Genomic DNA, 15,931 nt, shown 5'->3' on the forward strand with positions numbered 1-15,931 from the left:
AGACTGCCGGACGCGCGTGCCATCACCGCACCATCAAACCTATCAGACTCACACCAGCGCCTTGCCGCCCGCGAACGCGGCGGCCGGATCGCTCGCCTCCGCCGGCAGGATCATCTCGTTATGCGCCTTGCCCGACGGAATCATCGGGAAGCAGTTTTCGAGCGCCGCGACGCGGCAGTCGAACAGCACCGGCTTCTTGACCGAGATCATCTCCTTGATCGCGCCGTCGAGATCGCCGGGCTTGCTCACCTGCAATCCGACGCCGCCATAGGCCTCGGCGAGCTTGACGAAATCCGGCAGCGCCTCCGAGTAGGAGTGCGACAGGCGGTTGCCGTGCAGCAGCTGCTGCCACTGCCGCACCATGCCCATGTACTGGTTGTTGAGGATGAAGATCTTGACCGGCAGCTCGTACTGCACGGCCGTCGACATCTCCTGCATCGTCATCTGCACCGAGGCGTCGCCGCCGATGTCGATGACGAGGCTGTCGGGATGGGCGACCTGGACGCCGATCGCGGCCGGCAGGCCGTAGCCCATGGTGCCGAGACCGCCCGAGGTCATCCAGCGGTGCGGTTCCTCGAAGCCGTAGAACTGCGCCGCCCACATCTGGTGCTGGCCGACCTCGGTCGTGATGTAGGTGTCGCGGCCGCGCGTCAGCTCGAACAGCCGCTGGATCGCATATTGCGGCATGATGACGTCGCGGTTCGGCCGGTAGGCCAGCGAGTTGCGCGCGCGCCAGACGGCGATCTCCTGCCACCACGACTTGATGTCGGGCTTCTTCGCCTCGGCCCTGAACACCTGCAGGATGTCGGCGAGCACGTCGCCGCAATCGCCGATGATCGGCACGTCGACGCGGATGTTCTTGTTGATCGAGGACGGATCGATGTCGATGTGGATCTTCTTCGAGCCGGGCGAGAACGCATCGGTGCGCCCGGTGATGCGGTCATCGAAGCGCGCGCCGACGCACAGCATGACGTCGCAATCATGCATCGCCATGTTGGCCTCGTAGGTGCCGTGCATGCCGAGCATGCCGAGCCAATTGGTGCCCGACGCCGGATAGGCGCCCAATCCCATCAGCGTCGAGGTGATCGGGAAGCCCGTGACCTCGACCAGCTCGCGCAGCAGCCGCGAGGCCTCCGGCCCCGAATTGATGACGCCGCCGCCGGAATAGATCACCGGCCGCTTGGCGCCCGCCAGCAGCGCCACGGCTTTGCGGATCTGCATCGCGTCGCCCTTCACGCGCGGCGAATAGGAGATGTGGACGTCGGACTTGCGTGGCGGATGATAGGTGCCGGTCGCGAACTGCACGTCCTTCGGCACGTCGACGACGACCGGTCCCGGACGGCCCGTGGTCGCGACATAGAACGCCTCGTGCAGCACCTTGGCGAGATCGTTGACGTTGCGGACCAGCCAGTTGTGCTTGGTGCAGGGCCGGGTGATGCCGACGGTGTCGCACTCCTGGAACGCGTCGTTGCCGATCAGATGCGTCGGCACCTGGCCGGTGATGCAGACCAGCGGGATCGAGTCCATCAGCGCGTCGGCCAGCGGCGTCACCATGTTGGTGGCGCCGGGGCCCGAGGTCACCAGCACGACGCCCGGCCTGCCGGTCGAGCGCGCATAGCCTTCGGCGGCGTGGCCAGCGCCCTGCTCGTGGCGGACCAGGATGTGCTCGACCTCGCTCTGCTGGAAGATCTCGTCATAGATCGGAAGCACCGCGCCGCCAGGATAGCCGAAGAGGTGCTGCACGCCGTGGTCGATGAGCGCGCGCACGATCATCGCGGCGCCGGTCATCTGGTTCGGATCGTGGCTCTTGTCGGTCATGGTGGGCTCCGGATCGCTTCTGTCAGCGGCTGGTCGGTCTTGGTCAGTCGGTCTTGGTCAGTCGGTTTTGATCACTTGGGTCAGGGTCGTTTCGGTCGGATCGCTGGCTTCCAGGCAATAAAAAAGGGCCCTGGAAGGCCCTGCGCACCGCTCGGAATTTGGATGGCCGCTAGCCATCCCCGGCGGTGCGCCTGGGTACGACGGCGATAAGGAGGATGGAAATAAAGTTGCGCATGATGCCGAGCGAACTTCCCAAAGGTTGCGCGAAACATAGCCGGCGATGCCCCAATGTCAAGGCAAAGCCGGCCCGTCAGCGCGATTTTGCGATGTTAACGCGGAATTTTCCGTTCGGCGAGCGGTAATTTGGCCAGCGCTGCCGCAAAGGGCCTACCGCTCGCGCGGACTTAGGGGTTCCAAGGGTTGATCAGCGAGAGCCCGAGCCCAGCGAAATCGCCAGCATTTCGCGTTGCGAGGTCAAGACCATAGGCGGACGCGATACCGGCGATCTGCAGATCAGCGAGCTTCGTCGGGATCTGTTGCAGCGGCAACCCGCGCGCTCGCGCTATTGCAACCAGCTGAACAGCGGCTTGGGCGGCGGCAGCGTCGAATGCATAAACCCGGCTTCCGAAGCGACGGATCGTCCGGCTGATCGCGTTCTGGAGGCTGTCTTTCCGCCGTCCGTCGTCGAGCATCGCAACACCCGCGCCGAGTTCGAGAATGGTGATGCTCGATATCGCGGCATTCGCAAAGTTGACGTCGAGCCAGCGGATCACTTGCATCGCTGGCGCCAGCTTCAACACCTCTGAGATGACGTTGGTATCGAGCAGGATCATTCGAAATCGACCGACCGGATCGGAGCGGCGCGGAGCAGTTTGAGCTCCTCATCAAGGTCGACGCCCGGCCTCGTGATGGCAAAGAGCCAGCTGCCAAACGGCGCTATATCGTCGGGCGACTCCGCTTCCTCACGAGCAAGCTTTTCCAACGTCTCCCTCAGGTCAGCCTCCAAGCTCTTGCCACGGCGTTCGGCGCGAAGTCGCAACAGCTCCTTGGTCGCGTCGTCCACTTTGCGGATCAGGATGTCAGCCATCAGAAGAGCCTCCATCTAATTGATATCACGATATCAAAAATCTTTCAATGCTGCCATCCCCTCCCGCGCCGCCTCCGGGCTCATCCACTCGAACTCCGGCAGTTGGTGCCGAAACCAGGTGAACTGCCGCTTGGCATAATGGCGGGTGTCGGCCTTGCCGATGGCGGCCGCCTCCTCCCGCGTGATCTCCCCTCTGATATAGCGGATCAGCGCCGGCACGCCGTGGGCCTTCATCGCCGGCAGCAGCGGATCGAGGCCGCGCGCGGCCAGCCGCTCGACCTCCTGCACCGCGCCGCGCTCCAGCATCAGATCGAACCGTGCATCGATCCGCGCATACAGCGCCTCGCGCTCCGGAGCGATGAACAGCGCCCGATAGCTGCCCTCCGGCAGCAGCGGCGGAGTGGCCTCGGCATGCCAGTCGGCCAATGGCCGACCCGTCGCCTCGATCACCTCCAGCGCCCGGGCCACGCGGGCGCGGTCGCGGACGTTCAGCCGCGCGGCCGCCGCCGGATCGCGTCGCGCCAGCTCGGCATGCAAGGCCTCGACGCCGTCGCGATCGAGCCTGAGACGCACCGCGTCGCGCACCTCATCCGGCACGGGCGGCACCGCGGACAGCCCTGATGTCAGCGCCTTGAAATACAGGCCAGTGCCACCGATAAAGATCGGCAGCCGCCCGGCCCGTTGCACCTCGCCCAGGATCTCCGCGGCATCCCGGACATAATGGCCGGCCGAGTAGTTCACGCTGGCATCGACATGGCCGTAGAGCCGGTGCGGCACGGTGGCCTCTTCGTCGCAGGTCGGCCTTGCCGTCAGCACCCTCAGATCGCGGTAGACCTGCATGGAATCGGTGTTGATGACGACCCCGCCCGCTTTTTGCGCAAGTTCCATCGCCAGCGCCGACTTGCCGCTGGCGGTCGGCCCTGCGATAAGCACCGCTTTGTTGATCCCTGGCAAAGTCACCTGATGTCTCTCGTCGCCACCTTCATCTGCAATCCCGCCGATCCCGCGCTTGATACCACGATCGTGGAGGCCTTCCTGGCCGTTCTGCCCTCGCCGGGCACGCCGCGCTGGCTGTTCGACGAGGTCGCGATCGACATCCCCTTCGCCCACGACGGCGAGGTCCACAAGCTCGAGGCGCGTCTGCGCGACCTGCGCGGCGACATGCCGATCGACATCGTCGTGCAGGCGGAAGCCGTCAGGCGCAAGAAGCTTTTCCTCGCCGACATGGACAGCACCATGATCGGGCAGGAATGCATCGACGAACTCGCCGATTTCGCCGGGCTGAAGCCGCGCGTCGCCGCCATCACCGAGCGCGCCATGCGCGGCGAGATCGCGTTCGAGCCGGCGTTGCGCGAACGCGTCGCATTGCTGAAGGACCTGCCGGTGAGCGTCGTCGACGAAGTCCTGACCAAGCGCATCAAGCTGACGCCGGGCGGCCGTCATCTGGTGATGACCATGCGCGCCAACGGCGCCTATACCTGCCTGATCTCCGGCGGCTTCACGCTGTTCACCAGCGCCATCGCGGCCAAGATCGGCTTCCAGGAGAACCGCGCCAACGAGCTCATCATCGATGGCGGCAAGCTCACGGGCGAGGTGCGCGAGCCGATCATCGGCCGCGACGCCAAGCTCGCCACCCTGATCGAGCTGCGCGAGGCGTTCGATCTCGACGAGATCGACACCCTGGCGGTCGGCGACGGCGCCAACGACCTCGGCATGATCGAGGCGGCCGGTCTCGGCGTCGCCTATCACGCCAAGCCTGCGGTCTCGGCCGCAGCCTCGGCCCGCATCGACCACGGCGACCTCACCGCCCTGCTCTATGCCCAGGGCTACACGCGCGATCAGTTCGTCGACTGACGAGACTGCGGCCGCGCGGCAGGCCAATAGCCGCGCGAGCCTTTGCGCAATACAGCGCCCTCCCCTGGTTGTGAGAGAGGACGCGTTCATGGGCAGCCGCGGTCCCGTCATTGCGAGGGCAGCGGTTTTGCGAACGCTCGAAGATCGCAATCGCATTGCTCCTGTGCGAATCGCCGCCCAAGCAAAGCCGTTACCAAAGCCCTGCCTTCATCGGCTCTCGATCAGCGCATCATCAGGATTTTGTTTCAATCCAGCGCACTCGCACGCAACTCCATTCCAATCTCATTTCAGATCGCAAATCAGATCATTCGCCTTCCGCATCAAGGCGGGACGCGAACTGCCATTTTAACCGCATCACCAATCCATGAATTGTCAAATCATGCTGCAGCGCATATAAAGCTGACAACGCTAGGGAGTGTCCAAGGAAGCGAAAGCGATTGCAGGCCATGCAATCGATCATCGTCACAGAAGGACCTCCCGATGACCATCAAGCACATCATTCCCGGCTCTCTTCTTGCCCTCGCGCTGCTGAGCGGCGCCGCCGTTGCCGGCGAGCTGCCGAGCTACGAAGTCGGCGCGCTGCCGGCCACCCCGCACCAACTCTCCGTCGTCGGTGCATCCGCCGCGCAGCAGACCATTGCGGTGAATGCCGACAGCGCCGCCTCGCCGCACCAGCTCGCCGTGCTCACCCAGCACCACCGCAGCGCTGCGCTCGTCGCTCCGATCACCGTGGGCAGCGTCCGCAACTAGGCAACGCGGGCAACCCATCGTCGGATAGGTAGCGCGCGTCTCGCCGAGCGAGGCCGCGCTCCCTGTTCGAGATAACGCGTGGCGTCGCGCGTGGTAAAGATCCCGGACATCCGCGCCGGGCAGCCCAGACGCCCGGCCCGCTGCACCTATTGGGTCTTCGACGCCAACGCTCTCCGCCTCCGTACCCGGCGCGGCGGCCGCGTCGTCGAGCCCAGCCGCACAGTCACATTCCGGCCGCCGGCGGCAAGACCATCCTGCGCGTGAATTGACCCGACGCCAGCCGGCTCGCCCGATTTCCCAACCGGGATCTCGCAGGGCGTCGCCGCGCGGGCCACGCATCACCAGCCATTATCAGCCTGACGCCACGCGCCGCGCCGATTGCCGGTCAAATCGCACATCCGCAATCATTATATGCGCTATTGCGCAAATACGAAAATACGAATATATTGCCGCCATGTCCGATCCCGTCCCGCTGCTCGCCGCTCTGGCCGAGCCGACTCGTCTCGCCGCCCTGCGCATCCTTTGGGACGGCGGCGAGCACTGCGTCTGCGAGCTCATGCGGCAGCTCCGAGCCAGCGCATCGCGCATGAGCCGGCACATGTCCGCCCTCAAGGCCGCCGGTCTCGTCATCGACCGGCGTGACGCCCAGTGGGTCCGGTATCGGCTGAGCCCTGACCTGACGCCCGATCGCCGCGCCATCCTCGACGCCGTCATGGCGGCCATGCCTGAGCCGAACAGGAGTGCAGCATGAAAACCGAAGCTTCGACCTATCCTGACGGGTCGGCATCGGCTGTGATCTGGATCATCGCGACGGCAGCTGCGATCGCATTGTGGTTCGCGGTCTACTGGCAGCTGGAAGCGTTCTCGGCATGGCTGGTATCGTCGCTGCCGGTGTCCCGCGACAGCCATCTGGAAGAAGCCGCGCGGTTCTTCGTGTTCGACGCGCCCAAGGTCCTGATGCTGATGACGCTGGTCGTGTTCGGCATGGGCGTCGTGCGCAGCTTTTTTTCAGCCGAGCGAACTCGCGCATTGCTCGCCGGCAAGCGCGAGGGCCTCGGCAATGTCGCGGCTGCGATCCTCGGCGTATTCACTCCCTTCTGCTCGTGCTCGGCGGTGCCGCTCTTCGTCGGCTTCGTCTCGGCTGGCGTCCCACTCGGCGTGACCTTCTCGTTCCTGATCGCGGCGCCAATGGTGAACGAGGTCGCGCTCGGCCTGCTGTTCGCGCTGGTCGGCTGGAGGATCGCCGCGATCTATCTGGCCTTCGGCCTGGCGGTCGCGATCGTGGCGGGATGGATCATCGGACGCCTGCATCTCGAAGGCTGGCTCGAGGCATGGGTTCGCAACGTGCGCGCGGGACAGGCGGATCTGCAGCCGGATTCGCCGACCGCCGCCGATCGGATCCGGGCCGGGATCGATGCGGTGCGCGACATCGTCGGCCGCGTCTGGGCATGGATCATCATTGGCATCGCGGCGGGCGCATTCATTCACGGCTATGTCCCGAACGACCTGCTCGCCTCGATCATGGGCAAGGACCAATGGTGGTCCGTGCCGGCCGTGGTGCTGATCGGCGTGCCGATGTACGCCAACGCTGCGGGCATCATTCCGGTCGTCGAGGCGCTGCTCGGCAAGGGTGCGGCGCTGGGAACGGTGCTCGCCTTCATGATGAGCGTCATCGCGCTTTCGTTTCCCGAGATGCTCATTCTGCGCAAGGTGCTGACGCTCCGGCTGATCGCTGTCTTCGCGGGCGTCGTCGCCGCCGGCATCGTCGCCGTCGGCTATCTCTTCAACGCCCTGTTCTGATGAAAGGACAAGCCCCATGAAGAACGTCAAGATTCTCGGCTCCGGCTGCAAGCGCTGTGTTCAGACCGCAGCAATGGCCTCCTCTGAAGCAAGCAAGCTCGGCATCGAGATCGAGCTGGAAAAGATCACGGACTTCGCCGACATCGCCCGGTTCGGCATCGCCTCGACGCCGGGCGTGGTGATCGACGGCAAAGTCGTCCATGCGGGCGGGCTGCCGAAGGCCGAGGACATGGCGAAATGGCTGTCGGCGTGATGGCGTTGCGTCCGCTGCTCGCAGCGGTCCTCCTGCTCGGCCCGGCTGTCGTGGCGCGCGCCGACGAACCGACGTGGACGCGGCGCATCATCGCGCCGGACACGGCGCTCAAAGCGGCACAGGCGGCGCTCGCGGAGTGCCGCAAACGCGGCTGGCAGGCTGCCGTGACCGTGAGCGATCCGTCGGGGCTCGCGCTGGTCACCCTGCGCGACCGTTTCGCCGGCTGGCATACCCTTGAGGCCGCGACGGGCAAGGCGAGGACGGCCGCGAGCTGGCGCGAGGCGACGAGCACGCTCGCAGCCCGGCTGGCACGACCGGACGCCGCGGAGCGGGCCATCGTCAACGTTCCCGGCGTTGTCATGGTCGGCGGCGGCATGCCAATAGAGGCCGCTGGCCAGCAGGTCGGAGCGATCGGCGTATCCGGCGCGCCCGGAGGCGACAACGACGACATCTGCGCGAAGGCCGGCATCGAAGCCGTCGCTGCGGACATCGCGTTCTGAGCGCTTGTACCGGCGTATCGCGAACGAGGACGGCCAACGCCGATCATTTTGCCGGAGGATACCGCGTTGTCTGACACGATGCCTCAATTGGACGAAACCTCATTCCGTGCCATCGACCGCGCGAAGCTGCTGGAGCCTGCGCTCTCCTCCCACCCTCCGCGAATCCTGCTGCTCTACGGATCGCTCCGGCAACGCTCGTTCAGCCGGCTGCTGACCGAGGAAGCGGCGCGCATTCTCGTGCGCTTCGGCGCGGAGACTCGGACTTTCGATCCGCGCGGCTTGCCGCTGGTCGACGACGCCGAGCCGGACCATCCGAAGGTCCGCGAGCTGCGCGATCTCGTGACCTGGTGCGAAGGCATGGTGTGGTGCTCGCCGGAGCGGCACGGCGCGATGACCGGTGTGATCAAGACCCAGATCGACTGGATCCCGCTGTCGCTCGGCGCCGTCCGGCCGACGCAGGGCAAGACGCTGGCGGTGATGCAGGTTTCTGGCGGCTCGCAGTCGTTCAACGCGGTCAATCAGCTTCGGGTGCTCGGCCGCTGGATGCGCCTGATCACCATTCCGAACCAGTCCTCGGTGCCCAAGGCCTTCGCGGAGTTCGACGACGCGGACCGCATGAAGCCGTCCCCCTATTACGATCGCCTCGTCGACGTGATGGAAGAGCTGGTCAAGTTCACGCTGCTGACGCGCGACCGCGCCGACTATCTGGTCGACCGCTATTCCGAGCGCAAGGAGAATGCCGAGGCGCTGTCGCAGCGGGTCAATCAGCGGTCGCTCTGAGCCGGCGCTCCCGGGAGTTCGCGGATGGCGGCCACCAACTTCTGATAAAAATAATTACCTTGCGTATTTACGGAATTCATGATTGTATCCGCGCATCCCGCCTCACTGCGGAGGGGCGTTGCGCGCGATCGTCACGACACGCGAGGCGGGGAGCGATGGCCGCGAGAGATCGCAGCGTCTTCTCACGAGGGCGCGGACGAACGATCGCTTGCGGACGTGAAGTCGCAGCGTCCTGACACCCCGATGCTGGTGTCACGTTCGCGACGGCGCTGAAGCGCCGCGCGGACAATGGTGGCCAACAAGCCCGGCGCACCAGGGAGACTGCGTATAAGCGTGAAGACCGTCGCGCAGGGAATGCCGGTTGAATCGGCTTTGCCTGTGGTACCTGCCGCCTGCATTTTTTTTCGCAGGCGGGCCATGGGTGAGGCCTTCACCCGGCATTCCCTGCGCCCTCTGCATTCTCGCGAGGGACGAACTGATCGCAGGCCTCGGGCGCGATGCGCCGCGAGACTGCAAAGCTATGTCGATCGCTGTTTGAGCCGTGAATTCGCCTTGCGAACCGTCGTCGTCCCGGACAAGCCACGGCGCGCGCCAGCGCGTCGGGGCGCCGATCCGGGATCCATACGCCGCGGCCGTCGTGACGAGCAAACAGCCAATGATCAGCCCGCCCCAAACTGCTCCCTGGGGGCTATGGTCCCGGCTCGAGGCCGGGACGACAGCGGAGTGTGGAGCTGCCGCAGGGTGGGCAAAGCAGCGCCCGCAGGCGCAGCGTGCCCACCACCGTGCCGCGAGCTCGGAGCCGGATGGGTGGGCGCGGCGCGGGAGAGAGCGCCTTAGCAGGCGCACCTCACGGCGCGCCTTTGCCCACCCTACTGCATCGTGCCCTACTGCAGGCTCAACGCCACGAAGCGCAGCTCGCCGTCGGCGTTGGAGACGAGCAGCAGCACCGACTTCTTGCCGTCCTTCTTGAGCTGGTCGACGCGCTTCTTGATATCGGCGCCCGAGGTCACCGCCTCCTGGGCGACCTCGACGATGACGTCGCCGGCCGACAGCCGCTTCTCGGCGGCGTCGGAGGCCTGGTCAACACCGGTGACGACGACGCCCTTGACGCTGTCCTTGATCTTGTAGCGGGCGCGCAGGTCCTTCGACAACGCGGCGAGATCGAGCCCGAGCGCCTTCTGGGTCACCGGCTTCTCGGCCGGCTCGTCCTTCTTGATCGCCGCCTGCTGCACCTTCTCGGTGTCCTCGAGCCGGCCGAGCTTGACCTTGAGCGTCTGCTCCTGGCCCTTGCGGATGACGATGACGTCGACCTCCTTGCCGACGGCGGTGTCGGCGACGATGCGCGACAGGTCCTTCGGCTCCTTGATGTCATGGCCGTCGAACTTGACGACGACGTCGCCCGGCTCGATGCCGGCCGGCTTGGCCGGTCCCTTGTCGTCGACGCCGGCGACCAGCGCGCCGCGCGCCGGCTTGATGTTGAGGCTCTCCGCGATCTCGTCGGTGACGCCCTGGATGCGCACGCCGAGCCAGCCGCGGCGCAGCTCGCCGAACTGGCGCAACTGGTCGACGACGCCGGCCACGGTCTTCGAGGGCACCGCGAAGCCGATGCCGATCGAGCCGCCCGACGGCGAGATGATCAGCGTGTTGACGCCGATGACCTCGCCCTCGAGGTTGAACAGCGGGCCGCCGGAATTACCGCGGTTGATGGCGGCGTCGGTCTGGATGTAGCTGTCATAGGGCCCCGACGAGATGTCGCGGTTCTTGGCCGAGACGATGCCGGCGGTGACGGTGCCGCCGAGACTGAACGGGTTGCCGATCGCGACCACCCAGTCGCCCAGCCGCAGCTTGTCGGAGTCGCCGAACTTGACCACCGTCAGCGGCCGCGGCGGCTTGAACTTGAGCACCGCAAGGTCGGTCTTCTTGTCGACGCCGACCAGCTCGGCCTTGATCTTGGTGCCGTCGTTGAGGATCACGTTGATCTCATCGGCATCGGCAATGACGTGGTTGTTGGTGACGACAACGCCCGAGTCGTCGACGATGAAGCCCGAGCCCAGCGAGTTGGTGCGGCGCGGCGAGTTGTCGGCACCGCCCCGGCCGCCCGGACCGCCGCGGCGGTTCTTGAAGAAATCGTCGAAGAACTCCTCGAACGGCGAGCCGGGCGGCACCTGCGGATTGGCGTTCCGCCCCTCGGACGAGCCGCCCTTGGGCTCGACAGTTTGCGAGGTCGAGATGTTGACGACGGCGTCGATCACCTTTTCGGCGACATCGGCGATCCCCTCCGGCCCCCGCGCCGAGGCCGGGGCCGGCGCGAGCGCCCAGCCCGCGGCAAGGACCGCCGCGGTCAGGATCGGGCGCAGTCGACGGCTGAAAGCAAGGGTTGCGGTCATCGGGCGGATCTCCAGAAAAGTCGGCAAATTCAACTGTTACAGTGCGCCGGAACCGGCGGGGGACGCAAGCACGCCGGATCGGACCGCAGATTCATCATTGAGGGCGACCTAATACGGCAAAATGGCGCAGCCATCGCCTCACAATGGCGTTGGCCGGGCAGCAGACCGTCATTGCAGCGGTCGCGCCTCGTTCCTGTGCGACGGGGCACGCAAACGCACGACAATCCACCGCTCAGATCGGCCGCCGGATCACCCAGATCAGGACCAGGCCGGCCACCGCCGAGCCGATGCCGACTGCGCGCAGCACGTTGTCGGGCGTGGTCATCGCGGTCTTCATGGCCCGCCGCATCCACTCCGGACTGGCCGCGAACAACAGGCCTTCGAGCACGAACAGGATACCTAATCCGATGAGGAAATCGGAAAACGCAATGGACCTCATCGGACCCGGACCTCCCGTTCGATCTTCTTGATATGTAACGGGGCGAAGCAACGGCTTCGCCCCCTCCATGTCAACTCTTATTCGCCCCGATCAACGGCCCCGGCATCGAGGCAGGCGCCATCAGGGCTTGGGCGCCGGCACCGCGACGGCCGCCGTCGAGCTGGCGGTGGACGGCGTCTCCCCCGCCGGCTTCCCCGAGGGGTTGGCGAAGTAGCGGAAGAACTCCGAATCGGGCCGCAGCAGGAAGCGGGTGTCGCCGGATTTCAGACCGTTCTCATACGCCGCCATCGAGCGGTAGAAAGCGAAGAAGTCGCGGTCCTTGCTGTAGGCCTCGGCGAACAGCCGGTTGCGTTCGGCATCGCCGGCGCCGCGGGTCTGCTCCGCCTGCGAGTTGGCCTCGGCGACGATCACGGTGGCCTCGCGATCGGCCTTGGACCTGATCTCCTGGGCCTTCTGGCCGCCGAGCGCCCGGAACTCCTCGGCCTCGCGCTGCCGCTCGGTCTTCATCCGGTTGTAAACCGCCTGGCTGTTGGCCTCCGGCAGGTCGGCGCGACGGATTCGGACGTCCACCACCTGGATGCCATAGGCGTCGGCCTCCTTGTCGAGCTGATCGCGGATCTTGCGCATCAGCGCCTCGCGCTCGTCGCGCACGACTTGCGTGAAGGTGACCTCGCCGAGCACGCGGCGCAGCGCGGCGTTCAGCAGCGTGCCGAGCTGGACGTTGGCGGTCTGGATCGAACCGACGCTCTGGTAGAACTGCAGCGCGTTCTTGATCTTGTAGCGCGCGAAGGCGTCGACCACGAGTCGCTTCTGGTCGAACGCGATCACCTCCTGCGAGGGGTTCTCGAGGTCGAGGATGCGCTTGTCGATCGAGATCACGTTGTCGATGAACGGTGCCTTGAAGTTCAGACCGGGCTCCGTGACGACGTCGACCGGCTTGCCGAACCGCACCACCAGCGCCTGCTCGGTCTGGTTCACGGTGAACAGCGAGCTGTAGCCGATGACGACGAGCACGAGCACGGCGACGAGCGCGACGATGCCTGCAACGGGGGACCTCATCGGACGCCTCCCTGCTGAGCGGCCGGCGCCGGACGGCGCGGCAAGAGATCGCCGAGCGGCAGCAGCGGCACGGGGCCGCCGGTGGCGCCGCTGTCGAGCACGAGCTTCTCCGAGCCACCGAGCACGCGCTCCATGGTCTCGAGATAGATCCGTTCGCGGGTCACGTCGGGCGCCTTCTTGTACTCGTCATAGACCTTGAGGAAGCGCGCGCTCTGGCCCTTGGCCTCGGCGATCGCCTGCTCCTTGTAGCCCTCGGCGACCTGCAGGATCTGCGCGGCACGACCGCGCGCATCCGGCACCACCTTGTTGGCGTAGGTCTGGGCTTCGTTCTGGAGACGCTCGAGGTCGGCACGCGCCGCCTGGACGTCGCGGAATGCCTCGATCACCTGGGCCGGCGGATCGACCTTCTGCATCTGCACCTGGGTGATCTGGATTCCGGAGCCGTAATTGTCGAGCGTCTTCTGCATCAGTTCCTGCACGTTCTGCTCGATCACGGTGCGGGCACCGGTGAGGATCGGCTGGATGTTGGAGCGGCCGATCACCTCGCGCATCGCGCTCTCGGCCACCGCCTTCACGGTGCCCTCGGGGTTCTGGATGTTGAACAGGAAGTCGGCCGCGCCCTTCGGCTTGATGCGCCAGAGCACGGTGACGTCGACGTCGACGATGTTCTCGTCGCCGGTCAGCATCAGGCTTTCCTCGGGGACATCGCGACCGCCGCGGCCGCGCCGGCCGGGATCGTCATTGGCGGTGATGCCGATCGAGATCGAGTTGACGCGCAGCGCCTTGGGCAGCAGCACGGTCTCGATCGGGTAAGGCAGGTGATAGCGCAGGCCCGGCTGCTCATCACGGACATATTTGCCGAAGCGCAGCACGACGCCGAGCTCCTCGGACTGCACGCGGTAGATGCCGGAGGCGAGCCAGATGATGATGGCGCCGAGCACGATCAGGAGCACGCCCGCGGTGCCGAAACCGCCGCCCGGCACGAACTGCTGCAGCCGGTCCTGGCCGCGCCGCAGAAGATCTTCCAGGTCGGGCGGCCTTGGACCGACCGGTTGCGGTCCCGAGCCCCAGGGCCCCTTCGGACCCTGACCCCACGGGCCTCCGCCCTGATTCTTCCACGCCATCGATCGATCTCCTCCGAGAGGCTGAGTGTACACCAACGCCGGCCCCGACGGTCGCCGGGTTATAAGGGACGGCCCCGCCCCTTACAACGTAGCGCTCCAGCTAAGCCCGAACCGGGTTTTGTCAATGTAAACAGGGCCGGAAGCGCCGGTTTGCCGCGGCCTCAGCTCCGCCACGCGGCCAAACTGCGCGACTTCATCATTAACGGATGGTCTTGAGGGGGCCGGCGCGTCGATCCGACCGGCGAAACGCTCACCGCCGCCGGCGATAGGTGACGTAGGAGAATTCGGCCTGATCGTCGGGCCCCGAGGCATGGCGCTCCCGCGCCACCTCTTCCCATTGGGCCGGGTCGATCGCCGGAAACACGGTATCGCCAGGCGGGCTCGCATGCACCTCGGTGATCTCCAGCCGGTCGGCGACCGGCATCGTCGCAGCAAAGAGCTCGGTGCCTCCGATGACCGCGATCTCCGCGGCTGAACGCCGCAGCGCATCACCACGCGCGATGCCGAGCGCTTCATCGACGGTATGGGTCACGATCGCGCCCGGCGCGCGAAACTCGGCATCGCGGGTGACGACGATGTTGGTGCGGCCCGGCAGCGGCCGGCGCGGAAACGAGACGAAGGTCTTGCGGCCCATCACGATCGGGCGGCCCATGGTCATCGCCTTGAAGCGCTGCATGTCGCTCTTCTGCCGCCACGGGATCGCACCGGCGGCGCCGATGATGCCGTTGTCGGCGACCGCGACGATCAGCACGATCTCGATCACGGCGCCCTCTCCGCCAGTTGAGCCAGAGCTTCGCCGGTCACCTTGCATAGCGTCCACTCGTCCATGAGCTCGGCGCCGAGCGATTTGTAGAAAGTGATGGAAGGAGCATTCCAGTCGAGCACCGACCATTGCAGCCGCGCCCAGCCCTTTTCGACGCAGGTCCGCGCGAGGTGACCGAGCAAGGCCTGGCCGATGCCATTGCGGCGAAACGCCGGCCGCACGAACAGGTCTTCGATATAGATCCCTGGCCTGCCGGCAAACGTGGAGAAGTTGACGAACCAGACCGCGAAGCCCGCCACCGCGCCGTTCCATTCGGCGAGATCGCAGAACAGCGTCGGGTGCTCACAGAACAGCGCGCCGGCGATGTCGGCCTCGCTCGCGTCGACCTCGTGCGATAGCTTCTCGTAGTCGGCGAGCTCCCGGATCAGCGCGAATACGCTTCCGATGTCGTCAGGCCGGGCGCTACGGATCGAAACCGGCATGCGTCAGACCGCGACCTCGGCCTTGATATGCGGATGCGGATCGTAGCCGGCGAGCGCGAAGTCCTCGTAGCGGAAGCCGAAGATGTCCTTGACGTCCGGATTGAGCGTCATGGTCGGCAGCGGACGGGGCGCGCGCGTGAGCTGCAGCCGCGCCTGCTCGATATGGTTGGAATAGAGATGCACGTCGCCGAAGGAGTGCACGAATTCGCCGGGCTTCAATCCCGTCACCTGCGCCGCCATCATCGTCAGCAGCGCATAGGATGCGATGTTGAAGGGCACGCCGAGGAAGACGTCGGCCGAGCGCTGGTAGAGCTGGCACGACAATCTGCCGTTCACGACATAGAACTGGAACAGGCAGTGGCACGGCGGCAGCGCCATCTTCTCGACGTCGGCCGGGTTCCAGGCCGTCACGATCAGCCGGCGCGAATCCGGATTGCGCCTGATCATGTCGATCACGTTCGTGATCTGGTCGATATGACCGCCGTCCGGCGTCGGCCACGAGCGCCACTGATAGCCGTAGACGGGGCCGAGATCGCCATTGGCGTCGGCCCACTCGTCCCAGATGGTGACGCCGTTGTCGTGCAGATATTTGATGTTGGTGTCGCCCTTCAGGAACCACAGCAGTTCGTGCACGATCGCCTTGAGCGGCAGCCGCTTGGTGGTCACCAGCGGAAAGCCGGCCGCAAGGTTGAAGCGCATCTGGTGGCCGAACACCGACAGCGTGCCGGTGCCGGTGCGGTCGTGCTTCTCGGCGCCGTCGGACAGGATGCGTTCGAGCAGGTCGTGATACTGGTGCATGGTGCGCGCTGGCGGCCTTTCGCAGAAGGCGGCGAAT

Annotated in this window: 19 protein-coding genes; 7 read left to right on the forward strand and 12 right to left on the reverse strand. The window is 65.9% G+C overall.

Annotation, left to right across the window (positions count from 1 at the left end; translation table 11 throughout):
- Positions 1-48: 48 nt before the first annotated feature.
- The 4 genes from ACQR0W_RS22150 to miaA all read right to left on the reverse strand — a co-directional run bounded on the left by ACQR0W_RS22150 (position 49) and on the right by miaA (position 3,865).
- Positions 49-1,818, reverse strand: coding sequence for an acetolactate synthase 3 large subunit (locus tag ACQR0W_RS22150; protein WP_315713347.1), 1,770 nt, complete (start codon positions 1,816-1,818; stop codon positions 49-51).
- Between the two features lie 404 nt (positions 1,819-2,222).
- Entirely contained in the window at positions 2,223-2,651 is a 429-nt protein-coding gene (locus ACQR0W_RS22155) for a PIN domain-containing protein (RefSeq protein WP_315713348.1), read from the reverse strand.
- Entirely contained in the window at positions 2,648-2,905 is a 258-nt protein-coding gene (locus ACQR0W_RS22160) for a FitA-like ribbon-helix-helix domain-containing protein (protein WP_315713349.1), read from the reverse strand. The genes ACQR0W_RS22155 and ACQR0W_RS22160 overlap by 4 nt, the downstream gene beginning before the upstream one ends.
- A 33-nt stretch (positions 2,906-2,938) precedes the next feature.
- On the reverse strand, positions 2,939-3,865 hold the full coding sequence (miaA, locus tag ACQR0W_RS22165) for a tRNA (adenosine(37)-N6)-dimethylallyltransferase MiaA (RefSeq protein ID WP_316169790.1): 927 nt from the start codon (positions 3,863-3,865) through the stop codon (positions 2,939-2,941).
- A 3-nt stretch (positions 3,866-3,868) separates the two neighbouring features.
- Between miaA and serB the strand changes: the two genes are divergently transcribed.
- Positions 3,869-4,759: a phosphoserine phosphatase SerB gene (serB, locus tag ACQR0W_RS22170; RefSeq protein WP_315752739.1), complete on the forward strand. Its 891-nt coding sequence runs from the start codon at positions 3,869-3,871 to the stop codon at positions 4,757-4,759.
- A 304-nt stretch (positions 4,760-5,063) separates the two neighbouring features.
- On the opposite strand, the gene ACQR0W_RS22175 is transcribed toward serB, so the two are convergent.
- Positions 5,064-5,225, reverse strand: coding sequence for a hypothetical protein (locus ACQR0W_RS22175; protein WP_315769106.1), 162 nt, complete (start codon positions 5,223-5,225; stop codon positions 5,064-5,066).
- A gap of 14 nt (positions 5,226-5,239) precedes the next feature.
- Here ACQR0W_RS22175 and ACQR0W_RS22180 point away from each other — a divergent pair, with 14 nt between their 5' ends.
- The 6 genes from ACQR0W_RS22180 (at position 5,240) to arsH (ending at position 8,842) form a co-directional block, all read left to right on the forward strand.
- Complete coding sequence (locus ACQR0W_RS22180; protein WP_315769108.1) at positions 5,240-5,509, forward strand: hypothetical protein; 270 nt, start codon at positions 5,240-5,242, stop codon at positions 5,507-5,509.
- A gap of 454 nt (positions 5,510-5,963) precedes the next feature.
- Positions 5,964-6,260, forward strand: a complete 297-nt coding sequence (locus ACQR0W_RS22185) for an ArsR/SmtB family transcription factor (protein WP_315713353.1) — start codon at positions 5,964-5,966, stop codon at positions 6,258-6,260.
- Entirely contained in the window at positions 6,257-7,309 is a 1,053-nt protein-coding gene (locus ACQR0W_RS22190) for a permease (RefSeq protein ID WP_315769109.1), read from the forward strand. Before ACQR0W_RS22185 ends, ACQR0W_RS22190 begins: the two co-directional genes overlap by 4 nt.
- Positions 7,310-7,325: 16 nt before the next feature.
- The gene (locus tag ACQR0W_RS22195) at positions 7,326-7,562 is read left to right on the forward strand and encodes a thioredoxin family protein (protein WP_315713355.1); all 237 of its coding nucleotides are present in this window, start codon (positions 7,326-7,328) and stop codon (positions 7,560-7,562) included.
- Positions 7,547-8,062, forward strand: coding sequence for a GlcG/HbpS family heme-binding protein (locus ACQR0W_RS22200; protein WP_315752734.1), 516 nt, complete (start codon positions 7,547-7,549; stop codon positions 8,060-8,062). Before ACQR0W_RS22195 ends, ACQR0W_RS22200 begins: the two co-directional genes overlap by 16 nt.
- Before the next feature lie 78 nt (positions 8,063-8,140).
- The gene (gene arsH / locus ACQR0W_RS22205; protein WP_315769259.1) at positions 8,141-8,842 is read left to right on the forward strand and encodes an arsenical resistance protein ArsH; all 702 of its coding nucleotides are present in this window, start codon (positions 8,141-8,143) and stop codon (positions 8,840-8,842) included.
- Positions 8,843-9,726: 884 nt separating this feature from the next.
- Here the strand turns inward: arsH and ACQR0W_RS22210 are convergent.
- The 7 genes from ACQR0W_RS22210 to ACQR0W_RS22240 form a co-directional block, all read right to left on the reverse strand.
- Complete coding sequence (locus ACQR0W_RS22210; RefSeq protein ID WP_315752480.1) at positions 9,727-11,229, reverse strand: Do family serine endopeptidase; 1,503 nt, start codon at positions 11,227-11,229, stop codon at positions 9,727-9,729.
- A gap of 232 nt (positions 11,230-11,461) precedes the next feature.
- Positions 11,462-11,668 carry a DUF2065 domain-containing protein gene (locus ACQR0W_RS22215; protein WP_315713359.1) on the reverse strand — a complete coding sequence of 69 codons (207 nt, stop codon included), beginning with the start codon at positions 11,666-11,668 and terminating at the stop codon, positions 11,462-11,464.
- A gap of 120 nt (positions 11,669-11,788) precedes the next feature.
- Positions 11,789-12,727, reverse strand: coding sequence for a protease modulator HflC (gene hflC / locus ACQR0W_RS22220; protein ID WP_315825243.1), 939 nt, complete (start codon positions 12,725-12,727; stop codon positions 11,789-11,791).
- Positions 12,724-13,851, reverse strand: coding sequence for an FtsH protease activity modulator HflK (hflK, locus tag ACQR0W_RS22225; RefSeq protein WP_315713361.1), 1,128 nt, complete (start codon positions 13,849-13,851; stop codon positions 12,724-12,726). Before hflK ends, hflC begins: the two co-directional genes overlap by 4 nt.
- A gap of 250 nt (positions 13,852-14,101) precedes the next feature.
- Positions 14,102-14,614, reverse strand: a complete 513-nt coding sequence (locus ACQR0W_RS22230) for a dihydrofolate reductase (protein WP_315752478.1) — start codon at positions 14,612-14,614, stop codon at positions 14,102-14,104.
- Positions 14,611-15,096 carry a GNAT family N-acetyltransferase gene (locus ACQR0W_RS22235; protein ID WP_316169791.1) on the reverse strand — a complete coding sequence of 162 codons (486 nt, stop codon included), beginning with the start codon at positions 15,094-15,096 and terminating at the stop codon, positions 14,611-14,613. Before ACQR0W_RS22235 ends, ACQR0W_RS22230 begins: the two co-directional genes overlap by 4 nt.
- A 3-nt stretch (positions 15,097-15,099) precedes the next feature.
- On the reverse strand, positions 15,100-15,894 hold the full coding sequence (locus tag ACQR0W_RS22240) for a thymidylate synthase (protein WP_315713364.1): 795 nt from the start codon (positions 15,892-15,894) through the stop codon (positions 15,100-15,102).
- Between the last annotated feature and the right edge of the window lie 37 nt (positions 15,895-15,931).

The organism is Bradyrhizobium sp. HKCCYLRH1034 (assembly GCF_051168375.1).
In the GTDB taxonomy this organism is placed as follows: domain Bacteria; phylum Pseudomonadota; class Alphaproteobacteria; order Rhizobiales; family Xanthobacteraceae; genus Bradyrhizobium.